The organism is Corynebacterium sp. ACRQK, assembly GCF_022345965.1.
Classification (GTDB): Bacteria; Actinomycetota; Actinomycetes; order Mycobacteriales; family Mycobacteriaceae; genus Corynebacterium.
This window is the reverse complement of the sequence record NZ_JAKRMU010000006.1, coordinates 68,249-88,781: the sequence shown is the minus strand read 5'-3', so window position 1 is coordinate 88,781 and position 20,533 is coordinate 68,249. Positions and strand designations below refer to the sequence as shown.

Genomic DNA, 20,533 nt, shown 5'->3' with positions numbered 1-20,533 from the left:
GACTAAGCCAGGGTAGATTTCTAGGTTTATTTCTAGCTAGCCGTGTATGTCTCCAATCTTCGTCTGAGTAACTACAGGTCGTGGGAGGAACTCGACCTGCAGCTCAGCCCTGGCATTACGATCTTCTCCGGCCCTAACGGCCACGGGAAAACCAACATTGTCGAGGCACTCGGTTACCTTGCCCACCTAAGCTCGCACCGCGTCAACACCGATGCTGCCCTGGTGCGGCGTGGGGAGGACATCGCCAACATCTCCGCCACCGCCGTAAACAATGGCCGCGAGCTCACCGCTCACCTGGCCATCCGTGCCCGCGGCTCGAATCGCGCGCACATTAACCGTGCTGCCATGAACTCCCAGCGGGATCTGCTGGGGGTTGTGCGAACCACGCTGTTCTCTCCGGAGGATTTGGCGCTTATCCGCGGTGAGCCCGAACAGCGCCGCCATTTTCTCGACACAATCATGATTGCCCGCTATCCGCGCCTAGCTGCGGTGAAGGCAGATTACGACAAAGCTCTGCGCCAGCGGAACGCTCTGCTGCGCCAGTCGGCTTTCGCGTTGCGGCTCGTCGTTGGCGCCCCGAAGGGGGCCAGCCATAACCTTTCGGAGGACATCAAGGCTGATGCGGAATCCGCCCTGGCCACCCTTGACGTGTGGGATAGCCAGCTGGCCGCGCTGGGCGGGCAGATCATGTCCGCGCGGGTGCAGATCGTCCACGACCTCGCCCCGCACCTGCAGCAGACATATCAATCGCTGGCCCCTCAATCGCGCCCCGCGCACATGTCTTACACGTCCACCATTGATGCGGAACTCGCTGACTCGGGCATTCACCTAGGCGTGAGTGAACCGGATCAGCCCACGGCATTGCTGAGCCCGGAAATCGCCGAGGCCACGCTGCTGCAGGCTTTCGCCACCAAGCGCCCCCAGGAGGTCGAGCGTGGCACCACGCTGCTGGGCCCGCACCGCGACGACGTGAACTTGATTCTCGGCCACCAGCCAGCCAAGGGTTACGCCTCGCACGGCGAATCTTGGTCCTTTGCTCTCTCGCTGCGTTTGGCCGCGTTCTTTATGCAGCGTGGGGACGGGGTCGAGCCCGTCGTGATCCTCGACGATGTTTTCGCGGAGCTCGATTCTTCTCGACGCCACCACCTCGTCGACCTCATCTCCAGCGCCGAGCAGGTCCTCATCACCGCTGCGGTGGATGAGGACATTCCAGAGGCCCTGCGAGATGTGGCGAAGATCTACACTATTGATGAACTCAAGACTCCCGCTGCTAATGTCCTGGCTGATACTCCAGCAAATGCTCCAACTATTGCCACGGAAGAGGCAGCAGCAAGCGCGGCGGAACGCAGTGTGAAGGATGGCGAGGCCGATGGCAACTGACCCGGTAGCCCAAGCCCTCGCTGCCATGAAGAAGGCCGGTGGTTCCCCGCAGGCTGAGTTGCCGCTGGTGGCGTCACCAAAAAAGAACAAGAAGGCCACGTACCGCAAGGCGACCAGGTACAAGACCCGCATGGATGGGCGGCTGGATCGCAGTTACCGGGAGCCGAAGCGTTTCGGTGCGCTCATCGGGCGTGAGATCAAGCGGCAGGGTTGGCAGCAGCGGGTAACCGTCGCGCGGATCATGAACGCCTGGCCGGAGCTGGTGGGTGACAAAATCGCCGAACACACCCGCCCGGTGCGCTATGAGGAAGAAGCACAGATCCTGGTGATCGAGTGTGATTCCACCCCGTGGACCACTCAGCTGCGCTACATGCAGACCGTGATCCTGCAGGCCATAGCCAAGCGTGCCGGCGAGGACGTGGTGGCCCAATTGCGGATCGAGGGTCCCAACATCCGGCGGCCGAAATACGGCAAGCTGCGCGTGCAAGGACGCGGGCCGCGAGACGACTTCGGATGATCTAAACACGGCTCAAATAGCTCAAACGGCCTGTCCAATGGCACCTTTAGGCCCGCGACGCGCTAGAATGGGGTGGTTATTTACGCGCGAGAAAAGGAGTTTGACCCACCGTGGCTGAACCACAGAAGCAGAGCGACTACGGCGCGAGTTCAATTACGATCCTCGAGGGCCTGGAGGCCGTTCGCAAACGCCCCGGTATGTACATCGGTTCCACCGGCGAGCGCGGCCTGCACCACCTGGTGTGGGAAGTTGTGGACAACTCGGTTGACGAAGCCATGGCGGGATATGCCAAGGAAGTCAGCGTAACGCTGCTGGCCGACGGTGGCGTGGAGGTCATCGACGACGGCCGTGGTATCCCAGTGGAGGATCACCCGACCGGCCCGCCGACCGTGCAGGTTGTTATGACGCAGCTGCACGCGGGCGGCAAGTTCGACTCGGACTCCTATGCCGTTTCCGGTGGTCTGCACGGTGTGGGTATCTCGGTGGTCAACGCCCTGTCCACCCGCATGGAGACTGAGATTAAGCGCGACGGGTACCTGTGGCGTCAAAACTTCAACCAGGCTGTGCCCGAGGAGCTGCAGCAGGTGAAGAAGGCCCGTGGCTCTGGCACGAAGCAGTGCTTCTGGCCGGACCCGGAGATCTTTGAGACCGTCGAGTTTAATTTCGATACCGTGGCCAAGCGCCTGCAGGAGATGGCCTTCCTGAACAAGGGCCTGACCATCAAGCTCGTCGACGAACGCGAGCACCTTGAGGACGATGAAGAGCTGGAGACCGCAGCGGAGGATGCGGCCGCACCGAAGTCCGCCGAGGAAAAGGCTGCAGAGGCGGAGAAGAAGAAGGGTCCGCGCACCCGTGTCTTCCACTACCCGGAGGGCCTGAAGGACTACGTTGCCTACATCAACCGCAAGCGCACCGCGATTCACCCGACCATCATCTCTTTTGACGTGGCCGAGGAGGACCACGAGGTAGAGGTTGCGCTGCAGTGGAACAGCGGCTTTAGCCAGTCCGTCCACACCTTCGCCAACACCATCAACACAATCGAAGGTGGTACGCACGAGGAGGGCTTCCGCGCGGCGCTGACCTCCCTGATGAACCGCTACGCCCGCGATCACAAGCTACTGAAGGCCAAGGACCCGAAACTCAGCGGTGACGACGTGCGCGAAGGCCTCGCAGCAGTCATCTCCGTGCGCGTCGGCGACCCACAGTTCGAGGGCCAGACGAAGACTAAGCTCGGCAACACCGAGATCAAGGGTTTCGTGCAGAGGGCCGTGAACGAGCATCTGGCTGATTGGCTGGATGCCAACCCGGCGGAAGCGAAAGCCATTGTGGACAAGGCGGTGGCTTCCGCCCACGCTCGCGACGCTGCCCGCAAGGCCCGCGACATGGTGCGCCGCAAGTCCGCTTCCGACATCGGTGGCCTGCCAGGCAAGCTAGCCGATTGCCGTTCCCGCGATCCGAAGCTCAGCGAGCTGTACATCGTGGAGGGCGATTCCGCAGGTGGCTCCGCGAAATCCGGTCGCGATTCCATGTACCAGGCCATCCTGCCGCTGCGCGGCAAGATCCTGAACGTGGAGAAGGCACGCATGGATAAGGTGCTGAAGAACAACGAGGTTCAGGCCATCATCACAGCCCTGGGCACCGGAATCCACGACGAGTTCGACATAAAGAAGCTGCGCTATCACAAGATCGTGCTGATGGCCGACGCCGACGTGGATGGCCAACACATTGCCACGCTGCTGCTGACCCTGCTGTTCCGCTTCATGCGTCCGCTGGTGGAGGAGGGCTACGTGTACCTGGCCCAGCCGCCGCTGTACAAGCTGAAATGGGCCAAGGGCGAGCCGGGCTTTGCCTTCAGCGACCGCGACCGTGACGAGCAGCTCGAGGAAGGCCTGGCGCAGGGCCGGAAGATCAACAAGGACGACGGCATCCAGCGCTACAAGGGTCTGGGTGAGATGAACGCCAAGGAGCTGTGGGAAACCACCATGGACCCGACGGTGCGCACCCTGCGTCGCGTGGACCTGGAGGATGCCGCGGCCGCCGACGAGATCTTCAGCGTGCTGATGGGCGACGATGTTGTGGCCCGCCGCAGCTTCATTACCAAAAACGCGCGCGACGTGCGCTTCCTTGATGTTTAATCGAGTGTTGTGAGCGATTCGAAACACCAAGCGAAAACCACTCGTACCCAGCCGCGCCGGGAGCCGGTCCTGCTGCCGGTTGAGATGGTCGACGGCACCACGTCGCAGGTTCGCCTGTTTCTGCCCGGCACGGCGAGGGTGGGGGAGGAAGGTACTGACGCCACCGCCTCCGGCAGTACTGCGAATCCAGCGAACAGCCCAGCGGATGCCGCGTGGGATCGTGCGCGCCCCCTGATCGTGGTCTGGCCGGGCTTCGGAATGGGTGCTCGCTATTACGACCCGATCGCCTGGGAGCTGGCCGACCGTGGATACCCGGTGGTTACCGGCGAGTTGCGTGGGCAGGGTAGTTCCACGGCCGTAGCCACCCGCAAGCACCAATGGGGTTACCACCACCTGGCCTCTGAGGATTATCCGCGAACGATCCGGGCGGCGAAGGAGGTGCTGGGCGTCAATAAAAATCACCCCACGTTAATGCTTTGCCATTCGATGGGCGGACAGATCGGTGCGCTCTTCCTGGCGCGTCCCGAGGCTGCAGAGTTAGGCATTCGCGGGATGATGGGAGTGGGTTCCGGCACCCCGTACTACAAGGGGTTTGAAGGTAAGCAGCGTACGCGGTTGCGCTTCGGTACCTACCAGATCATGCTGAATATCCTGCTTTTTGGATACCAGCCCGCGGGCGTGCTGGATTTGGCGGGTTATGGGCGCCAATCGGGCACGCAGCTGCGTGAGTGGTTCCGTTATGGGCAAACAAACCGCCTGCACAAGCTGGCGGACCAGGACATGGACTACGAAGAGGCGAAGAAGTCCGTGCGCACCCCGGTGCTGCTGACACGCTGTGCGAACGACGAGGACTGTCCGATTGCGTCCGCGGAAAACCTCGCGGCGGAGTTGCCGGCCGAGGTGACTCGGGTGGAGCAGTTCGATTCGCAGCTGGGGCACAACCGCTGGGCGCGGGAGCCGCAGATGGTTTCTGATCGACTGGAGCAGTTCTGGAAGGAGATTGTGGATTAGCTAGAGCTGGGCAGCCCATGTAATAGCTCGGGCAGGCAGCAGTAGAGGCCAAAAACCCGCGCCCCTTCGGACGGTGAAGGGACGCGGGTTTTTCCGGGTTTCAAGCTATAGGCAAGCTTCGCTTTACGCTATTGAACTGTGGGTTATGCCTGGCGGCGAGCGAACATCATCCAAGCGCCAGCGACCACGGAGATCAGAGCCAGGCCAGCCAGGATGGAGATCTCCGGCTTAACGCCGGTGTTAGCCAGCTGAACGTTGCGCTCTGCCGGTGCCTCAGCGTCTGCAGCCGGAGCCTCTGCGACCGGTGCCTCAGCCGCGTCCTCTGCCGGAGCCTCTTCGTCGGCAGCCGCTGCCTCCGCCTCGTCCTCAGCCGGACCCACTTCGTCGGCAGCCGGTGCCTCAGCCTCTTCCTCTGCCGGAGCCTCAGGCTTGCCCTCGCCCTCAGCCGGAGCCTCAGGCTTGCCCTCGCCCTCAGCCGGAGCCTCAGCCTCGTCCTCGGCCTTGTCGCCGGCGTTGCCCAGGACTGCACCCAGAACACCCAGGCCAACGATGGAGCCACCGATGCCAGCAGCGATCTTGTCTTCCTTGCTCATGTTGGAGGAGCCGGCCGGCTCGTTCTCGTCGTCAGCGCCTGGCTGGTCCTCGCCTTCACCTGGCTGCTCCTCGCCTTCACCTGGCTGCTCCTCGCCTTCACCTGGCTGCTCTTCGCAAGCGCCTGGCAGCTCTTCGCAAGCGCCTGGCAGCTCTTCGCAAGCGCCGTAGTCTCCCTCGGCCGGAGCTGGGTAGCCCCCCTTTACCTGAGCGTTAGCAACCGGGGTCAGCAGGGCTGCGGAAGCCAGAACGGTAGCAGCGGCGGTAGCGGTGATCTTCTTGGACAGCTTCATGTCAATCTCCTGTTTTTTGTGGAAAGCCAAACAGTTTGGCTTCTGGGTGAAACGTCGGACATTTTTAGGGTAGCTCCTGGCCTCGGGTTCTTCAGCGCTAGAAATTACAAAAACTCCTGCCCAGGCGTATTTCCGAGGAATTCTTTCTAAACTGACTGATCAGCGCGAGACTGCACATTTGCGCAACTTTTCACACCAGCCACTTTGATTTACCCCCACTATGGGGGTAACAGGCGTATTAACAATTCATTTATAAGTTCCAAATCAGTTCAAGCCGTAGAGACGATCTTGTTTCGAATTCACCTAACGGGGCGGGAAAGGTGGCGTCACAAAGCCTCCAAAGCGCAGGAAACCCACAACAAGGGGGTAGAATGGATAGGTCTGAAGGCTAAACAGAAAGGCTTCTCAAAACAGTGAGCGACGACAACAACGGTAGCGACAACCTCTTCGATCGAGTCACACCGATCGATCTGCAGGAGGAAATGAAGTCCAGCTACATCGATTACGCCATGAGCGTGATCGTCGGACGCGCCCTGCCCGAAGTCCGTGACGGTCTGAAGCCCGTGCACCGACGCATCCTCTACGCGATGTTCGACAACGGCTACCGCCCCGAGCGCAGCTACGTGAAGTCCGCGAAGCCCGTCGCCGACACGATGGGTAACTACCACCCGCACGGCGATAGCGCGATCTACGACACCCTCGTGCGCCTGGCCCAGCCGTGGTCCATGCGCTATCCGCTAGTCGACGGCCAGGGCAACTTCGGTTCCCGTGGTAACGACGGCGCGGCCGCCATGCGTTACACCGAGTGCCGTATGACGCCCCTGGCGATGGAGATGGTGCGCGACATCCGCGAGAACACCGTCGAGTTCCAGCCCAACTACGACGGCAAGACCACCGAGCCGACAGTGCTGCCGTCCCGCGTGCCGAACCTGCTGATGAACGGCTCCGGCGGCATTGCCGTGGGCATGGCCACTAACATCCCGCCGCACAACCTGAACGAGCTGGCGGAAGCCATTTACTGGCTGCTCGACAACCCGGATGCTGAGGAGGCCGACGCGCTGGAGGCCTGCATGGAGCGGGTGAAGGGACCGGACTTCCCGACGGCCGGTCTGATCGTCGGCGACAAGGGTATCCAGGACACCTACCGCACCGGCCGTGGCTCCATCCGCATGCGTGGCGTGACCAGCATCGAGGAAGAGGGCAACCGCCAGGTCATCATCATCACCGAGCTGCCCTACCAGGTGAACCCGGACAACCTGGTGGCCTCGATCGCGGAGCAGATCCGTGACGGCAAGATCGCCGGCATCTCCAAGATCGACGATGAGTCCTCCGACCGCGTGGGCATGCGCATCGTCATCACTCTGAAGCGCGACGCTGTGCCGCGCGTGGTGCTGAACAACCTGTACAAGCACTCCCAGCTGCAGACCAGCTTCGGCTCCAACATGCTGTCCATCGTGGACGGCGTGCCGCGTACCCTGCGCCTGGACCAGATACTGCGCCACTACGTGGACCACCAGATCGACGTGATCGTGCGCCGCACCCAGTTCCGCCTAGACGAGGCCGAGAAGCGCGCCCACATCCTGCGTGGCCTGGTGAAGGCTCTGGACATGCTGGACGAGGTCATCGCCCTGATCCGTCGCTCCCCGACGGTGGACGAGGCCCGCACCGGCCTGATCGACCTGCTGGATGTCGACGAGGTGCAGGCCGACCACATTCTGGCTATGCAGCTACGCCGCCTGGCCGCGATGGAGCGCCAGAAGATCATTGACGAGCTGGCGGAGCTGGAGGAGACCATCGCCGACCTGAAGGCGATCCTGGAATCCCCGCAGCGCCAGCGCGACATCGTCCGCACCGAGCTGGCCGAGATCGTGGATAAGTACGGCGACGAGCGCCGCACGCAGATCATCGCCGCTTCCGGCGACGTGTCCGAGGAAGACCTGATTGCCCGCGAGAACGTGGTTGTGACCATCACTTCCACCGGCTACGCGAAGCGCACGAAGGTGGATAGCTACCGTAGCCAGCGCCGCGGCGGCAAGGGCGTGCGCGGTGCCGAGTTGAAGCAGGACGACGTGGTACGCCACTTCTTCGTCTGCTCGACGCACGACACGATCCTGTTCTTCACCAACTTCGGCCGCGTGTATCGCCTGCGCGCCTTCGAGCTGCCGGAGGCCACCCGTACAGCCCGTGGCCAGCACGTGGCTAACCTGCTGGAGTTCCAGCCGGGCGAGCAGATCGCCCAGGTCATCCAGATCCAGTCCTACGAGGATGCCCCGTACCTGGTGCTGGCTACCGCACATGGCCGGGTGAAGAAGTCCCGCCTGACGGATTACGATACGGCCCGTTCCGGTGGATTGATCGCCATCAACTTGAACGAGGGCGATCGCCTGGTTGGTGCGCAGCTGTGCACCGCCGAGGACGATCTGCTGCTGGTTTCCGAAGAAGGTCAGGCCATGCGCTTCACCGCTGACGATGAGACGCTGCGCCCGATGGGCCGCGCTACCGCCGGTGTGAAGGGCATGCGCTTCCGCGAGGAGGACCAGCTGCTGGCGCTGACGGTCGTGGCTGAGGATTCTTCCCTGTTCGTGGCTACCTCTGGTGGCTACGGCAAGCGCACGCCGATGGAGGAGTACCCGACGAAGGGCCGTGGCGGCCTGGGCGTGGTTGCGTTTAAGTATGACAAGAAGCGCGGCAAGCTGATCGGTGCGCTGACGGTCAACGATGATGACGAGATCCTGGCTATGACCTCCAACGGCGGCGTGATTCGCACCGAGGTCAGCCAGATCCGCCACAGCGGTCGTGCGACCATGGGCGTGCGCCTGGTGGACCTGGCCAAGGGCAATGAGCTGGTTGCCGTGGATCGCAACGTGGAGGAAGAGGCAGAGGAGTCTGCCGAGGCCACCGTGAAGGCGGAGACGGATTCCGAATAGGCCGGGTAACCCCCGGGCAGCCCAGGTAGGCCTGCAGGGTAAGCCTTGAACCGAAGTAGCCTGGCGGTCGATACCGCTAGGCTACTGTCGTAAAGGCACAAAAGAGCACAACCGAGCACGAACGAGTACTGAAGAGTACGAACAAGTACGGAGATGCGATGACGCACAAAACGCCCCCGCCGAACGCGAAGAACGCGAAGAAGGCCAAGAACGCGAAGGCAACGGCGGAGAACGCTAAGAACGCTCCGGCGGAGCAGGCCAAGGCGCCGGTGCAGGATCAGGCTGCGGCGAAGAACCAGACCACCGCGAAAACTGGTGATAAGGCCGCCGAGGAAACCGGGCAGAAGGCTACCGCGAACGCCGACCAGAAAGCGCCGGAGACCAACGCGGCTGCCCAGCCTGCCCAGCCCGCTCAGGGTTCCCAGCCGGCTAGCTCGAGCCAGCCTGCTCAGTCCGCCCAGCGCGACAACAAGCCCAAGAAGCCCAACAATCCGGCTAAGCGCGGCGTGCAGCGCACAATCACGTACATCGAGCCGATCAGTGCCCTGAAGATGGCGCTCATCTTCAACCTGGCGCTGTTTGCGGTGTGGTTTGTGGCTATGGCGCTGATCTACATTGTCCTCGGCGCTGCGGGCACGTGGGACCGTCTGGATTCGTTGATTGGTGACCTGACGGATTCCTCTGGCATGTCCGCCGGCATGTACTTCGGTGGTGTTGTGGCCATTGGTCTTTTCGAGGTCGTGCTCTTCACCCTTCTGGCGCCCGTTGCCGCGCTGATCTACAACGCCTCGTCGAGCATTCTGGGCGGTCTGCGCATCCAGCTGGATCGCTAGTTCTCTTGTTCTTTTTGACGCCCACTTTCCAGCTATAAAAACCGCTACTGACCAGGCGATTTGGTGATTGGCTGGATTGGTGGGTAATGTTTCTACTCGTTCGAGGGTCTATAGCTCAGGCGGTTAGAGCGCTTCGCTGATAACGAAGAGGTCGGAGGTTCAAGTCCTCCTAGGCCCACCAATCGAACACTCTTCGCTAGAGATAAAAGCGTCTGATATAGTTTCGGAAGCTTGGTTCGATAGTCAAGGGGCATTAGCTCAATTGGTAGAGCATCTGCTTTGCAAGCAGAAGGTCAGGAGTTCGATTCTCCTATGCTCCACAACTAAAACGCTGGTCAGGGCTTTGCCGGGAACATTCCTAGAAAGGCCCTGACTGTTTTGTTTCACACTGGTTTCACACGAGGATTCTTCTACGCCGCGTTCTTGCGTATGAGGGAGTCGATTTCAGTCCCCACTCGGTCTAGATCTGAGTCAAAGAGATCCGCGTAGGTGTCCCAGTGTCATCTTGGCATTGGTGTGTCCCAGCATGCGCTGTACTGCTTTTTCATTGGCTGCTGCTTGGATGGCGATGCTTGCTGCAGTGTGTCGGAGGTCGTGAATGGTGAGAAGCGGGAAGGTTGGCTCGTTCCATCGAATGTCCGTATAAGCCAATACTCTAATGACGGTGACCGTCGGGCATGGCACGTGGCCTGCGGGACCGGGCCAAGTGAGCATGAAGCGCTCATGGCTTTTGTCCCGCCGGTACAATACTGAACATCCGCACTCGGCGTTGGGCTATCTCAGCCCGGGCAGGTATGCGGAGAATTGGAAGAAAAAGCAGCAGGCAGTCGCTGAAGCCTACTGAACCTAATTCTCAGGCCACCCCAGCATGGGTACCAAACCTCGGATGATAGCGATTAAGAATTTGGTACATAGCCGGTGTTGAGGTGTTCAAGCTGAATATATGCAGGCAGGAAACCAGTAACGGGATGGTACCCAGCCGCCGTGACCCATGTTGAAACGTCGGTTATTTGGTTAGCATCGATAACCTCGCACGTGACATGTGGACCGATAGAGTTTTCGGCAAAAACCTTATTCACTGCGAAGGACAATTCCTGATTGACGGCCACTCTGTCTGTGTATTCAGACTCGAACGCGACCGCCACCCTAATCAGATGCCTCCCACTGGCAGACGTTTTTCTAGCATGAGCTACCCCGATCCATGACAGGCCTTTAGTGCAACAGTGGCGCAGAGCTCGGCGAACGGCGGCGAGCGCGAGTGCCTGATTTGTGGCAGCTATTGATCGTGCCCCTAAAGCACGGGGCCATAACACGGGGAGTTCCAGCGACGTGGTCTGTGGGGGTGCAGCGTTGGGAGAGGAGGTGCTGACGCCGGCCTCTTTCGGCGGATCGAACCACAGTAACTCAATCGGGAAGTCCGTAAAGGAATCGATGCCCAGGTCACCGAGAACATCACACACGTCATGTGCCACAGTGCCGAGTGGCGCCTGCGCATCGACCTCAACTGTCAATAGTGGTTGATGAATGGAGCTTTCCACAGCGGAGATGCAATTGGCACGCACGCCAAGCACGGAACACACTGAACTTGCGGTGCTGCCGGACGCGAGACCCCAAGTGCTGAGAGATTCCCAGATCAGCGCCGGTGTTACAGCTGCGACGAGACAATCAGGATCAGTCATCGCCTTTTCCTGTTGTAACTTAGAAACAAGTTCCGAGGATGCGAGATAGCCGCCGCGGTGAATTGCACGATCGACGATGCTTGTTCCTGGGATGAAGCTGCGTACCCGGATGATGCCGCTATCTGGGAGTCGACGAATACTGAGCGAAGTCCGTTGGGGAGGTTCCCTCAGTGCGTCATCGGCTGTGCGGACGCCGCTGTCACCCAACACCTGCGTTAAGGATTGGACAGGGAGAAGATCGGTGCTGAGCGGGATTCGGTACAGAATGATTGGTGTTTCTTCAGCATCCGGTTCACGGACGGTGCTAGGGAACGCCTGGTGGAAAATGATGTTGTGGAATACCGACTCGCAATGAACGTCACTTCCACATGCGCTAGCGAAGGCCTGTGCCCGGTCAACGATGTGCCTCAACACAGATTCTGTGAAAAGAGGATCATCTTCCTGAACGTGCAGGGTGATCACCGGAGCGGTGGTTGCAGAGTCATCATTAACTTTAAACGCCACACTGTAGGCGAGGCGGCCACAACCAAGCACTTCCTGGGTGTTTAGAGAATCCGAACGAAGATCCTTTACATACTTCCGAGTAAGTTCCCGTACCACCGCGCTCGTGAAGTATTCACGAACAGCAAGAGCTAGCAGCCCTAATGACTCGGCCATATTCCAGGCAGGGATATGTTCTGAAAGAGCCGATCTTATTGCGGAGTTGCTGAGGCGCTGAGCTGCAGCTAATGCTTCCTTGGGACTGTAGTCGGGGCGGCGATCAGCGGCAGACGACTGCCTGAAGGAGTAGTTTTTGCTCCCGCACGCGCTATCGCTGACATCCAGGATGGCGAAGTCATGGTCGATGAGCTCATAATGCGTTAAACAGAGCTGCTGGTGGTTCACATAATCCAGCACAGATTCATCGCTAGGAGCTCCGGCTAGCAACCACTGGATATGTGTGTACTCACGCTCAATGTCCTTGAATGTTGTGGCGCGTCCCCCGGCGCTCTGGATTAGGATTCTTCTGGGAGAATCCCCCGGAAGAACAGCCAACGCCTGGCAGTTTCGTGGGATGGCTAAACCACTGGTCCACGCTGCAATTCCAATCCAGCGCACATAGTCAATGGACATGGTCATTTCGTCAGTTTAACCTTTTGCCTTCTAGGCCAGTCTCGTTCGCCAATAACATCTACATCGACTAGATTCCGCCAGCTCACGGGATGAGCAGATTTATGGCAATATGCACGTGCTGTAACCCTCTGTCCGTGCCCGCCACCGGATCGGATTGTTCCGGTGGGGCAAACGGGCCCTACTACTGGTCAGAAGCAAAGTCTTGATTACTTCTCGTGTCATTAGATCAAGGGAGGATTCAGCATGGGTCAAGACCGTTCAGGGAATCCACTACCAGCCCATCACGCTAAGGACCAGCAAGGAACAAAAGCACCTGGGATTTTCTTGTATCTGCGGTGGTCAGGCACTTTCTGGGTTAATCTCGCGTGGTCTCCTGTAGACCCGAAAGTGCAACAATAGCGGAACACTGTTCCGTCTTCCGGGAAGTGGGCAGCTGAGCTTCAGGCTTGTGGAGAATACGTAGCTGTGCTCAAAGTTCCAAACTCATAAATCAAAGTGTGAAACTGCTAATTGTTTAACTCTTTAATTCGCACTTTGAGGTTCAAACTGTGAATGAGCAGGTAGTGAAAGTGTTAAAAGTGATCTAGACTGATCATCATGAGCTGGAATGCTGAACGTGTTGCGGAAATGATCAGGGAGCTCCGTGCCTTCGGGGACGACACGACTCTTGTTGAATGTAAAACCGCGGCAGGTGGTGTTCCGGAGAACATCGGTGAGACGCTATGCGCATTCGCCAACATGCCGCAAGCTGGCGCGATCATTCTTGGCGTTAGCGAGCGAAAAGGTTTTGAAGTCACCGGTTTTGATAACCCAGCGGAAATGCAGAAGGCGATCGCATCGGTCAGCCGGTCTTCAGTGAAGCCGGCTCCGCAGCTTGAGTTCTTTCACCACATTATTGACGGAAAACACGTTTTGGTGGTGGAAGTCACACCGTTGACACCGACAGAGAAACCGGCAAGGTTCAAGAACAAGGCATACCTGCGTCAAGCTGATGGCGATTATCAGATGAACTCTAACGATCTAAAGATGCTAGAGCTCTCTGCGCTAACGGCTAGCCAACAAACGCACTTCGATTTTCAGATTGTCCACGGAACCGATACTGGTGTGCTCGATGGCGAGGTGTTAAGGAGCTTTATCGAATCGGTGCGCCAGTCTAGAACTCGCCTATCCAGGATTGACGATGACTCACAGTTGCTCCAAATTTCTAACGTAACCGATAACCAGGGCAATCTTCGTTTGGGGGGTTTGTATGCGCTCGGTTATCTGCCTCAGTCAGTTGAACCTGCTCTTGGCGCAACTGTTGCGGTGAGGTTAGCTCGAGGTGATGGAATGGGGCGCCATAAAAATCTCAAGGAGATCGAAGGTCCACTGCCGGAGATGCTTGTGGAGATTATGAACTGGATCAGGCAAAACTCGGACACCGTGAGCAGGTATACGGAAATTGGCCATCTTGTCGATGAACCGGAGTTTCCGCCTTCGGCTATCCGAGAGGTGCTGGCGAATGCCCTGGTTCACCGGGATCTGGGGCCATCCGTGGAGGTGGGAAAAAAAGTAGAGGTTCGAATTACGGAGAAGATGCTAGTAGTGGTCAGCCCGGGTGGTTTGCGTGGATTATCCGCATCCCAGCTGGAAAGCCCGGAGCTGACCAAAGCCCCTGTAAACAAGCGGCTTTATGAGATTGCACGCTATCTAAGGACGCCGGATGGCGAGCGCGTCATCGAGGGTGAGGGTGGTGGAATTCAAGAGATTCTCACTGCTACGAGGGAGGCTCGTTTGCCAAAGCCGCAGTTCATCGATACCGGTGTCACGTTTAAAGTGTTATTCCCCCGCGGTTCACGTTTCAGTGAGATCGAGGATAAATGGCTCGAGGATCTGCAACGACAAGGAAAGCGGCGTCTCGTTCCGATTGAGGAAGATCTACTGGTGAATCTACGTAGTCAGGGCGGGGCGACGCGGCAGCGCATCGTGCAGATGTACGCCCCGTTGGGCGAGAGAGCATGTCGACGGATGCTTGATCAGCTCTCGGATAATGAGTTCCTTAATTACGAAGACGGCGTCTATTACGCCGCCGGAGAGGAGACCGGTTCTGGCGATAAGGCGCGTCGTAGGAGCACGGACGAGCAGATTCTACGATCCTTGGGAAAGAACGTTCCTAAAGTTTATGAAGCCATTGGCTTGAACGGATCGGCGACAATGAAGGAGTTGCAGGATAGGACGAGTCTGTCTCCTGCGCAGGTCCGCTACGCACTTGATCCACTCCTCGCACAGGGATACGTATCCATGGTCGGGGGTCAGGGACGAAAAGCCACGGTTTACAGCCGCGAGTAGCGGTTGGAGTCTAAGTGTGAATGAAACTATGAAACCATTCGTTGAAAGTCGCACTTTCATTCAAAGTTTGACACTTTGGTTCTCAGTTTGAAGCAAAGTGGGAATCCTTGAGGAGACGGCTAGCAGGGAAGTTCTACGCATTGTCCGTTAGGTCATCACTCTTGCCTGTTTGGCTTTCCTTCTTGCTTTCAGCGATGCGTTTACGAAGGAACTTGGCACGTTCGCTGTCGCCCAAACCGTGTCGTTCCAACACTTCCAGTACAGCTTCGTCGCCGGTGATTTCTCCTTGGAAGATACGTCGGACGTCCTCTTCGTCTTGGGTTGTCATGGTGTATCCGGCCATGGTCATGGAGGCGCGGACAGCAGCTACTTTTTGATCTTCGGTGCGGTTGTCGGCGGTCATGGTGTTGCCTTTCGAATTCGACGGTGATGTCGTCTAGATCAGTCAGAAGTCACTCGGCTTGTGTAGGTCTTTTCGCAGCCTCTACGCAGTCCTGCATGGTTAACTCGGATCGTTTTCCAGCTGCCTGGTCGGCGAGCGCTTGAACATCTTCGGCAGTAGGCTTCCACCCCTCATGAACTCCGAGCGCTAGGGCTTCCGCAAGGTCGGCGCGCTGAGTGGGGTCAAGTGGTTGGAACTGTTCAGGGAAGGCGTCTGCCCACTGATCGACGCCTCGGATGGTGTTGAAATTGACGGCCATGTCCTAGTCCTCCATTTCGGTGGATGTATGCGTGCTTTACTTCGACTTCTTGCTCTCGGCGATGCGTGTGCGGAGTTCCTTGGCACGTTCACTATCGCCGTAGCCGCGTCGTTCCAGTACTTGCAGTACAGCTTCGTCGCCAGTGAGTTCCCCTTGGAAAATGAGGCGAATGTCTTCCTCGTCTTGGGACGTCATCTCGTATCCAGCCATGGTCATGGAGGCACGGACAGCAGCTACTTTCTGATCTTCGGTGCGATTGTCGGCGGTCATGTCGTGTTCCTTCTGATCTGTTGTGCAGTTGTCTACGGCGGGCAAGTGCTAAGACATCTCTGGTGGGTGTAGAACTCATTTTAGTGGCGGGGAGCGACATCAGTTGGTGTGCCAGTTCGATATCCGTGTTTAACCATGAATTTTCTTGGCTAACTAACTCCAACCACGGGGTTGCGGCTCCAATTGAAGGGTTGCGCAACGCTCGTGAGGGTCTATCCTTGAAGACATTCATGATGTGTTCAACCTATGAAAGACGATAAAAGAAGTTGATGAGCATGAGCAAGATTTCGGTTCTTAAGGCCTTGTCGATAACTTCGGTGCTGTCGATTTTCGTCGTGTTTGTCCTGCGACAGGCCTTTGGTCTTTCTGACCCGTTAGCTTCCAAGTTGATGCTAATTGCGGTGCTGGCAGCGATTGCCTCCGTAACTAGCCTGGGCGTTGTGGGATACCGCAAATCCCGCCAGCACTACCCAAACGTCAGCGAGTAAAACTCCACGCCATTGCCAGCCTCCACGCTCAACTCGCCCTGTTGCTGCTCGGGTTCGCGGAGAATGTCCACCGTGCCATCCGAGTTGATGGGGAAGCGGCGTGTAGTGCCGTCGCCGTAGGTCACCGAGATCTCACCCCTGCCGGAGACCACCAGCTGCACGCGCCTGGCCTGGTAGTTCAGGTGCAACATCGCCGGCGCATCCACCGGACGGATGGATTGCTCCGTCAACTTCCACTTGCCCTCCAAGCTGTAGTGCAGCGCCTCCGGCTGCACCTTCGCAAACTCGTGGGTTCCGTTCCTGTATTCACCCGCGGGATTAGAAAAATACTCCGCGCGCCGCGTGCCCAGGTACGTCTCCGGGTTCCGCTGGCGGGAACTGGTGGCGTCATTAGAAGAATCCCCACCTTCCTCTACCGGCGAAGGCAGCTCGATGCCCGGCTTGGCCGCCGACAGCAGCTCGCGGACCAGGCGTTCGGTCTCGGCATAAGCGCCCCCGCCCTCGTGGATCTGGCGGACCTTGCCCGTGTGACCCACCAGGTAATTCGCAGGCCAATAGCGGTTATTGAAGGCCCGCCACGCGGTGAAGTTGTTGTCCTGTGCGACGGGGTAGTGGATGCCCTGGTCGCGGATGGCGGCGGCGACGTTGGAGGCCTCGTGCTCGAATGCGTACTCCGGTGCGTGCACGCCCACTACCTGCAGGCCACTGTCCCGGTAGCGGTCGAAAAGCTTGGTGACGTGCTCGTTGGCGCGCTGGCAGTTGATGCAGGCATAGGCCCAGAAATCCACCAAGGTGATGCTCTGCTTCCCGTTTACCTTCGCCGGATGGCGCGGATCCACCGGCGCTTCGGTATTCTGCCAACTCTCTAGGCCGGCGAAGGTCGGCACCTGCCCGCAGTCCTGCAACTCATCGGGTGCAGAGTTGCGGCAAGATTCCAGGCTGCCGTCGCCGACGTTACCGCCACTGCCAGCGCTGCCCGCGCCATAAGAGATGCCTTTGCGGTGGGAACGCACGAAATGCACCCGCGTGCCGATCTGCTTGCCAGCCAGCGCAAAGAAGAACAAAGGTGTACACGCGCCGACCGCGAAGCTGACCGCCAGCGCCGCGCCGGGTGGGACCGTGCTGGCCGAGGGGAAGCTCTAGTTCCCTTCAGGTTCTACAGCGAACTGCTTGCCCTGGATGCGAATCCGCCTATGCCGAGGTGCTAAACCCGCTTTGTGTAGATCAGCCCAGGCCGCTGCAAGTAATGTGGGTTGAGCGAGCTTAAACAAACCGCAAACCCCAACCCAGGGAGCCCCAGGACTTATGATCAGCACGACCACCACGTATCGCTACACCGACCCCTTCACCGGCACTCCGCAAACCATCGATGGCCCCGAAGGCAAGGCGTACATGCTGGTGGAGCGGGGTGAGGAAGTCCGTGTAGGCGACCCGCTGGGCTTCTACAACGACCGTGAAAGCGCCCGCGAGGCTGTGATGGCCCGCCTTAACGAGAAAGCCCGCACCCTGCGGGACTACGAAGAGTACTACGTCACACACGCCACCCTGCGTGCGGCGCAGTTCTAGGCACTGCGTTAACTAGGCGACTATCCAGCAAACCATCCCATGCGTAATCTGCGGCGAAGAATCCTCCCGGGCCTAAAACGCCGGGCGAAGTGGGCCTCCCTCACCACGCTGTCCTACTCCTTCCGCGCCGCTGCCGGCGCAATTGACCTCTACGCCAACCTCTTCCCAGGCGTGCGCCTGAACAGGCGCTATGCTCTGGACCCCCGCCGTGGCTTTGCCATCATCGGCGCGGAAATCGGCATGTGGAATGCTCTTTCGCCCTCTCTGCTACCGCACCCCTGGTGGGCCGTCGCCGGTAACGCCTCCACGTCCCAGACGGTCGGACATTTCAACGGCACCATCATCGCCAGCGCAGTGCTGCCCGCCTTCCGCGCCGCCGGCCTGGACCTGCGGGAACTCGTGAACAAGCCCGGCTACCGCGAGGCTTACCGTGCCATGCACGCTGCCTTCACCCTGGCCACCGCCGCTGCCGCCTACCGCTTCTACAAGCGCCAAGGCGAATCCGCTGCGTTGGTGAACAGCCAGCGCCTCGGTGCCCCCTCCGCCTTCGTTGGCATTGCCGTCAGCACCCTCGGCTATGGCGCATTCCTGCTGCTCGGCGAGCTACTGCAGTCCAGTTTCGACCTCACCCGGCATTCGCTGCGCCGGTTCGTCCCCGCCCCCGTAGCTGTGCCTGTAGCCGCTGGGGCGGTGGGCGTCATCGCCTACCTCATCTCCGACAAGATCCTGCTACGGCAGTTCCTCGAGAACTTCAACGAAAAGGCCGAGCTCGTAAACCGCCGCGTGTACTGGGGCTACCAACAACCCTGGGAGCCCGAGCGTTCCGGTTCGGTGTGGTCGCACGAAAGGTGGATCTCTCTGGGCGCCCAAGGCCGTGTGTTAGTTGGCGGTGGCCCCCGGGCGCGCGACATCACGGAGGTAATGGGCCTGACCGACGTACACGAGCCGATTCGCATCTACGGCGGACTGGCCCCCGGGCGCACGCTGGAAAGCATCGTTGATCTGGTGAAACGGGAGCTGTTGCGGACGGGCGCCCTGCACCGCTCGGCTATTGTCATCCACACCTCGACGGGCACGGGATGGGTGCCGGATTGGCAGCTGGATACCGTCGAATTCCTCACAGGCGGCAACTGCGTGAACGTGGCGATGCAGTACTCCTATGTGCAGTCGCCGGTGGCCTATGTGCTTGACCGCGATACCCCGGTGCGTGCTGCCAAGTTACTTATTGACGCCGTGTTTGAGCTGCTGGACGGCATGTCTCACCCACCAAAGGTGTTTGTGACCGGCGAATCCTTGGGGGCGTATGGCACGGCAGCGGCCTTCGATGGGCTGGAGGACATGCTGGCGAAGGTGGACGGTGCGGTGCTGTCCGGCGCGCCACGCTTTACCAAGATGATCCGGGACATGACGACCTACCGCGGCGAAGGCTCGCCAGAGCGTCTACCGCTGTATGACCAAGGCCGGCACGTGCGCTTCATCAGCCACGCCGACCATCTGGACCGCGACTGGCGCGGCCAGGAGTACGGCCAGTCGTGGCAGCACCCGCGGGTGGCCGTGGTGCAGCACGCCTCCGATGCGATCGTGTGGTGGGATGCCGATCTGTTTTGGAAGGAACCCGACTGGCTGCGCGAACCCGGCGCCCGGGGCGTGCCCGCACCGGCCACCCAGCACAACGATGTAGTGCATAAACTCCGTTGGATTCCGTTTACCACCGGCTGGCAGGTGGCGATGGACATGCTGACCTCCAAGCAAACCCCCGCAGGTCACGGCCATAACTACCGTGGAATCATGGTTCCCACCTGGGAGCGGATCTTAGGGCCCGACCTGGTGCGCGCGCCCCTGAATCCGGAGCTTCAGCAGCGCATCACGGATTGGATCACGGAGCATTCGCGGGACACGCGCCGGGAGGAAGACCGTTTCCTCGACCGCTTCGGCTTTGGCGTGGCACGGGAGGACTAGCCCAGTGCCTGATGCGGTGGCGTCAGGTAATCGTCGATAGGCCGCGCGATGGCCTGCAGGGCGCGCTCTTCGCTAACCCCCAGCATGCGTAGCAAATCCAGCGCTAGGTAGTCTCCGGCGGTCCTGCTGTTTAACGTCGCATCCTCGTGCAGACGCTGCCCTAGCATCGCGTTGGCGCCGAAGACAATGGCTGCAGCCGTTTCGGTGCTGGCCACGTGGAAGGAGCCATCGTTCACGCCCGCGTTGATCCGCTCGCGCAGCTTGCGTACCAGCTCGTTGGGCATGGTGTAGAAGTCCGGGGAGCGGCGCACAATCGACTTCGAAAGTGTCGGCACCAAGCGGTGCGCGTACGCCAGGATGCGGATGTTCATGGCCGCCGCATCGATCGAGTCCAGATCTTGGTCCGCCGCCAGATCAAAGATGCTGGCCAGGTTGTTAACTGCGTACTCCGCGACTGCGTCGAAGAACTGTGTGCGGTCTTTAAAGAAGTTGTAGAAGCTGCCGTTGGAAACCCCGGCCTTCTGGGTGATCGCCAGGATGGAAAGGTCTGTCTGCTCCTCGGCGATCAGTTCGATGCCGGCGCGCAGTAGCGACTGTTTAGTCCGCTCGCGGCGCGTACCTGCCTGCTCGCTGCGGTTGAAGATGGCTTGCATCCACGCGGCGGTATCGATGTGTTGTTCGCCTGTTCGCACGCGCAGATTCACCCCTCTTTTGCTTAGTGACGCCTACCGTTACAGCCACA

18 protein-coding genes and 2 tRNA genes are annotated in these 20,533 nt (G+C 59.5%); 12 read left to right on the top strand and 8 right to left on the bottom strand.

The window, feature by feature from the left end; translation table 11 throughout:
* Window positions 1-42: 42 nt before the first annotated feature.
* The 4 genes from recF to MHX63_RS07925 all read left to right on the top strand — a co-directional run bounded on the left by recF (window position 43) and on the right by MHX63_RS07925 (window position 5,043).
* Entirely contained in the window at window positions 43-1,380 is a 1,338-nt protein-coding gene (gene recF, locus MHX63_RS07940) for a DNA replication/repair protein RecF (RefSeq protein WP_239388026.1), read from the top strand.
* The gene (locus tag MHX63_RS07935) at window positions 1,370-1,897 is read left to right on the top strand and encodes a DUF721 domain-containing protein (RefSeq protein ID WP_239388025.1); all 528 of its coding nucleotides are present in this window, start codon (window positions 1,370-1,372) and stop codon (window positions 1,895-1,897) included. The genes recF and MHX63_RS07935 overlap by 11 nt, the downstream gene beginning before the upstream one ends.
* 110 nt (window positions 1,898-2,007) lie before the next feature.
* Window positions 2,008-4,032 (top strand): DNA topoisomerase (ATP-hydrolyzing) subunit B, encoded by a 2,025-nt coding sequence (gene gyrB, locus MHX63_RS07930; RefSeq protein WP_239388024.1) that lies wholly within the window; start codon window positions 2,008-2,010, stop codon window positions 4,030-4,032.
* 9 nt (window positions 4,033-4,041) lie between these two features.
* Complete coding sequence (locus tag MHX63_RS07925) at window positions 4,042-5,043, top strand: alpha/beta fold hydrolase (protein WP_239388023.1); 1,002 nt, start codon at window positions 4,042-4,044, stop codon at window positions 5,041-5,043.
* Window positions 5,044-5,186: 143 nt separating this feature from the next.
* On the opposite strand, the gene MHX63_RS07920 is transcribed toward MHX63_RS07925, so the two are convergent.
* Entirely contained in the window at window positions 5,187-5,927 is a 741-nt protein-coding gene (locus tag MHX63_RS07920) for a cell surface protein (protein ID WP_239388022.1), read from the bottom strand.
* Between the two features lie 413 nt (window positions 5,928-6,340).
* Here MHX63_RS07920 and gyrA point away from each other — a divergent pair, with 413 nt between their 5' ends.
* The 4 genes from gyrA to MHX63_RS07900 all read left to right on the top strand — a co-directional run bounded on the left by gyrA (window position 6,341) and on the right by MHX63_RS07900 (window position 10,007).
* Window positions 6,341-8,854, top strand: coding sequence for a DNA gyrase subunit A (gene gyrA / locus MHX63_RS07915; RefSeq protein ID WP_239388021.1), 2,514 nt, complete (start codon window positions 6,341-6,343; stop codon window positions 8,852-8,854).
* A 158-nt stretch (window positions 8,855-9,012) separates the two neighbouring features.
* The gene (locus MHX63_RS07910) at window positions 9,013-9,687 is read left to right on the top strand and encodes a DUF3566 domain-containing protein (RefSeq protein WP_239388020.1); all 675 of its coding nucleotides are present in this window, start codon (window positions 9,013-9,015) and stop codon (window positions 9,685-9,687) included.
* Window positions 9,688-9,791: 104 nt separating this feature from the next.
* Window positions 9,792-9,868 (top strand) — tRNA-Ile (locus MHX63_RS07905).
* A 66-nt stretch (window positions 9,869-9,934) separates the two neighbouring features.
* A tRNA-Ala gene (locus tag MHX63_RS07900) sits at window positions 9,935-10,007 on the top strand.
* A 151-nt stretch (window positions 10,008-10,158) separates the two neighbouring features.
* Here MHX63_RS07900 and MHX63_RS10520 read toward each other — a convergent pair.
* Together MHX63_RS10520 and MHX63_RS07890 are read right to left on the bottom strand one after the other, a co-directional pair.
* A complete protein-coding gene (locus tag MHX63_RS10520; RefSeq protein ID WP_370644060.1) occupies window positions 10,159-10,401 on the bottom strand; it encodes a tyrosine-type recombinase/integrase in 243 nt (80 codons plus the stop codon).
* Between the two features lie 182 nt (window positions 10,402-10,583).
* Window positions 10,584-12,485 carry a hypothetical protein gene (locus MHX63_RS07890; protein ID WP_239388019.1) on the bottom strand — a complete coding sequence of 634 codons (1,902 nt, stop codon included), beginning with the start codon at window positions 12,483-12,485 and terminating at the stop codon, window positions 10,584-10,586.
* A gap of 591 nt (window positions 12,486-13,076) precedes the next feature.
* On the opposite strand from MHX63_RS07890, the gene MHX63_RS07885 reads away from it, so the two are divergent.
* Window positions 13,077-14,807 carry an RNA-binding domain-containing protein gene (locus tag MHX63_RS07885; RefSeq protein WP_239388018.1) on the top strand — a complete coding sequence of 577 codons (1,731 nt, stop codon included), beginning with the start codon at window positions 13,077-13,079 and terminating at the stop codon, window positions 14,805-14,807.
* A 133-nt stretch (window positions 14,808-14,940) separates the two neighbouring features.
* On the opposite strand, the gene MHX63_RS07880 is transcribed toward MHX63_RS07885, so the two are convergent.
* Genes MHX63_RS07880 through MHX63_RS07870 form a run of 3 tightly spaced genes read right to left on the bottom strand, consistent with a single transcriptional unit; the run spans window position 14,941 to window position 15,778 of the window.
* Window positions 14,941-15,210, bottom strand: coding sequence for an antitoxin VbhA family protein (locus tag MHX63_RS07880; protein WP_239388017.1), 270 nt, complete (start codon window positions 15,208-15,210; stop codon window positions 14,941-14,943).
* Window positions 15,211-15,259: 49 nt separating this feature from the next.
* Window positions 15,260-15,508, bottom strand: a complete 249-nt coding sequence (locus MHX63_RS07875) for a hypothetical protein (RefSeq protein WP_239388016.1) — start codon at window positions 15,506-15,508, stop codon at window positions 15,260-15,262.
* Between the two features lie 36 nt (window positions 15,509-15,544).
* Window positions 15,545-15,778 carry an antitoxin VbhA family protein gene (locus MHX63_RS07870; protein ID WP_239388015.1) on the bottom strand — a complete coding sequence of 78 codons (234 nt, stop codon included), beginning with the start codon at window positions 15,776-15,778 and terminating at the stop codon, window positions 15,545-15,547.
* 275 nt (window positions 15,779-16,053) lie between these two features.
* Between MHX63_RS07870 and MHX63_RS07865 the strand changes: the two genes are divergently transcribed.
* Window positions 16,054-16,266, top strand: coding sequence for a hypothetical protein (locus tag MHX63_RS07865; RefSeq protein ID WP_239388014.1), 213 nt, complete (start codon window positions 16,054-16,056; stop codon window positions 16,264-16,266).
* Here MHX63_RS07865 and MHX63_RS07860 read toward each other — a convergent pair.
* Window positions 16,245-17,330: a thioredoxin-like domain-containing protein gene (locus tag MHX63_RS07860; protein ID WP_239388013.1), complete on the bottom strand. Its 1,086-nt coding sequence runs from the start codon at window positions 17,328-17,330 to the stop codon at window positions 16,245-16,247. The genes MHX63_RS07865 and MHX63_RS07860 overlap by 22 nt on opposite strands.
* A 241-nt stretch (window positions 17,331-17,571) precedes the next feature.
* Between MHX63_RS07860 and MHX63_RS07855 the strand changes: the two genes are divergently transcribed.
* Both MHX63_RS07855 and MHX63_RS07850 read left to right on the top strand, forming a co-directional pair.
* Window positions 17,572-17,832 (top strand): hypothetical protein, encoded by a 261-nt coding sequence (locus MHX63_RS07855; RefSeq protein WP_239388012.1) that lies wholly within the window; start codon window positions 17,572-17,574, stop codon window positions 17,830-17,832.
* A gap of 39 nt (window positions 17,833-17,871) precedes the next feature.
* Entirely contained in the window at window positions 17,872-19,791 is a 1,920-nt protein-coding gene (locus tag MHX63_RS07850) for an alpha/beta-hydrolase family protein (RefSeq protein WP_239388011.1), read from the top strand.
* Here MHX63_RS07850 and MHX63_RS07845 read toward each other — a convergent pair.
* A complete protein-coding gene (locus MHX63_RS07845) occupies window positions 19,788-20,483 on the bottom strand; it encodes a TetR/AcrR family transcriptional regulator (protein ID WP_239388010.1) in 696 nt (231 codons plus the stop codon). The genes MHX63_RS07850 and MHX63_RS07845 overlap by 4 nt on opposite strands.
* Window positions 20,484-20,533: the final 50 nt, after the last annotated feature.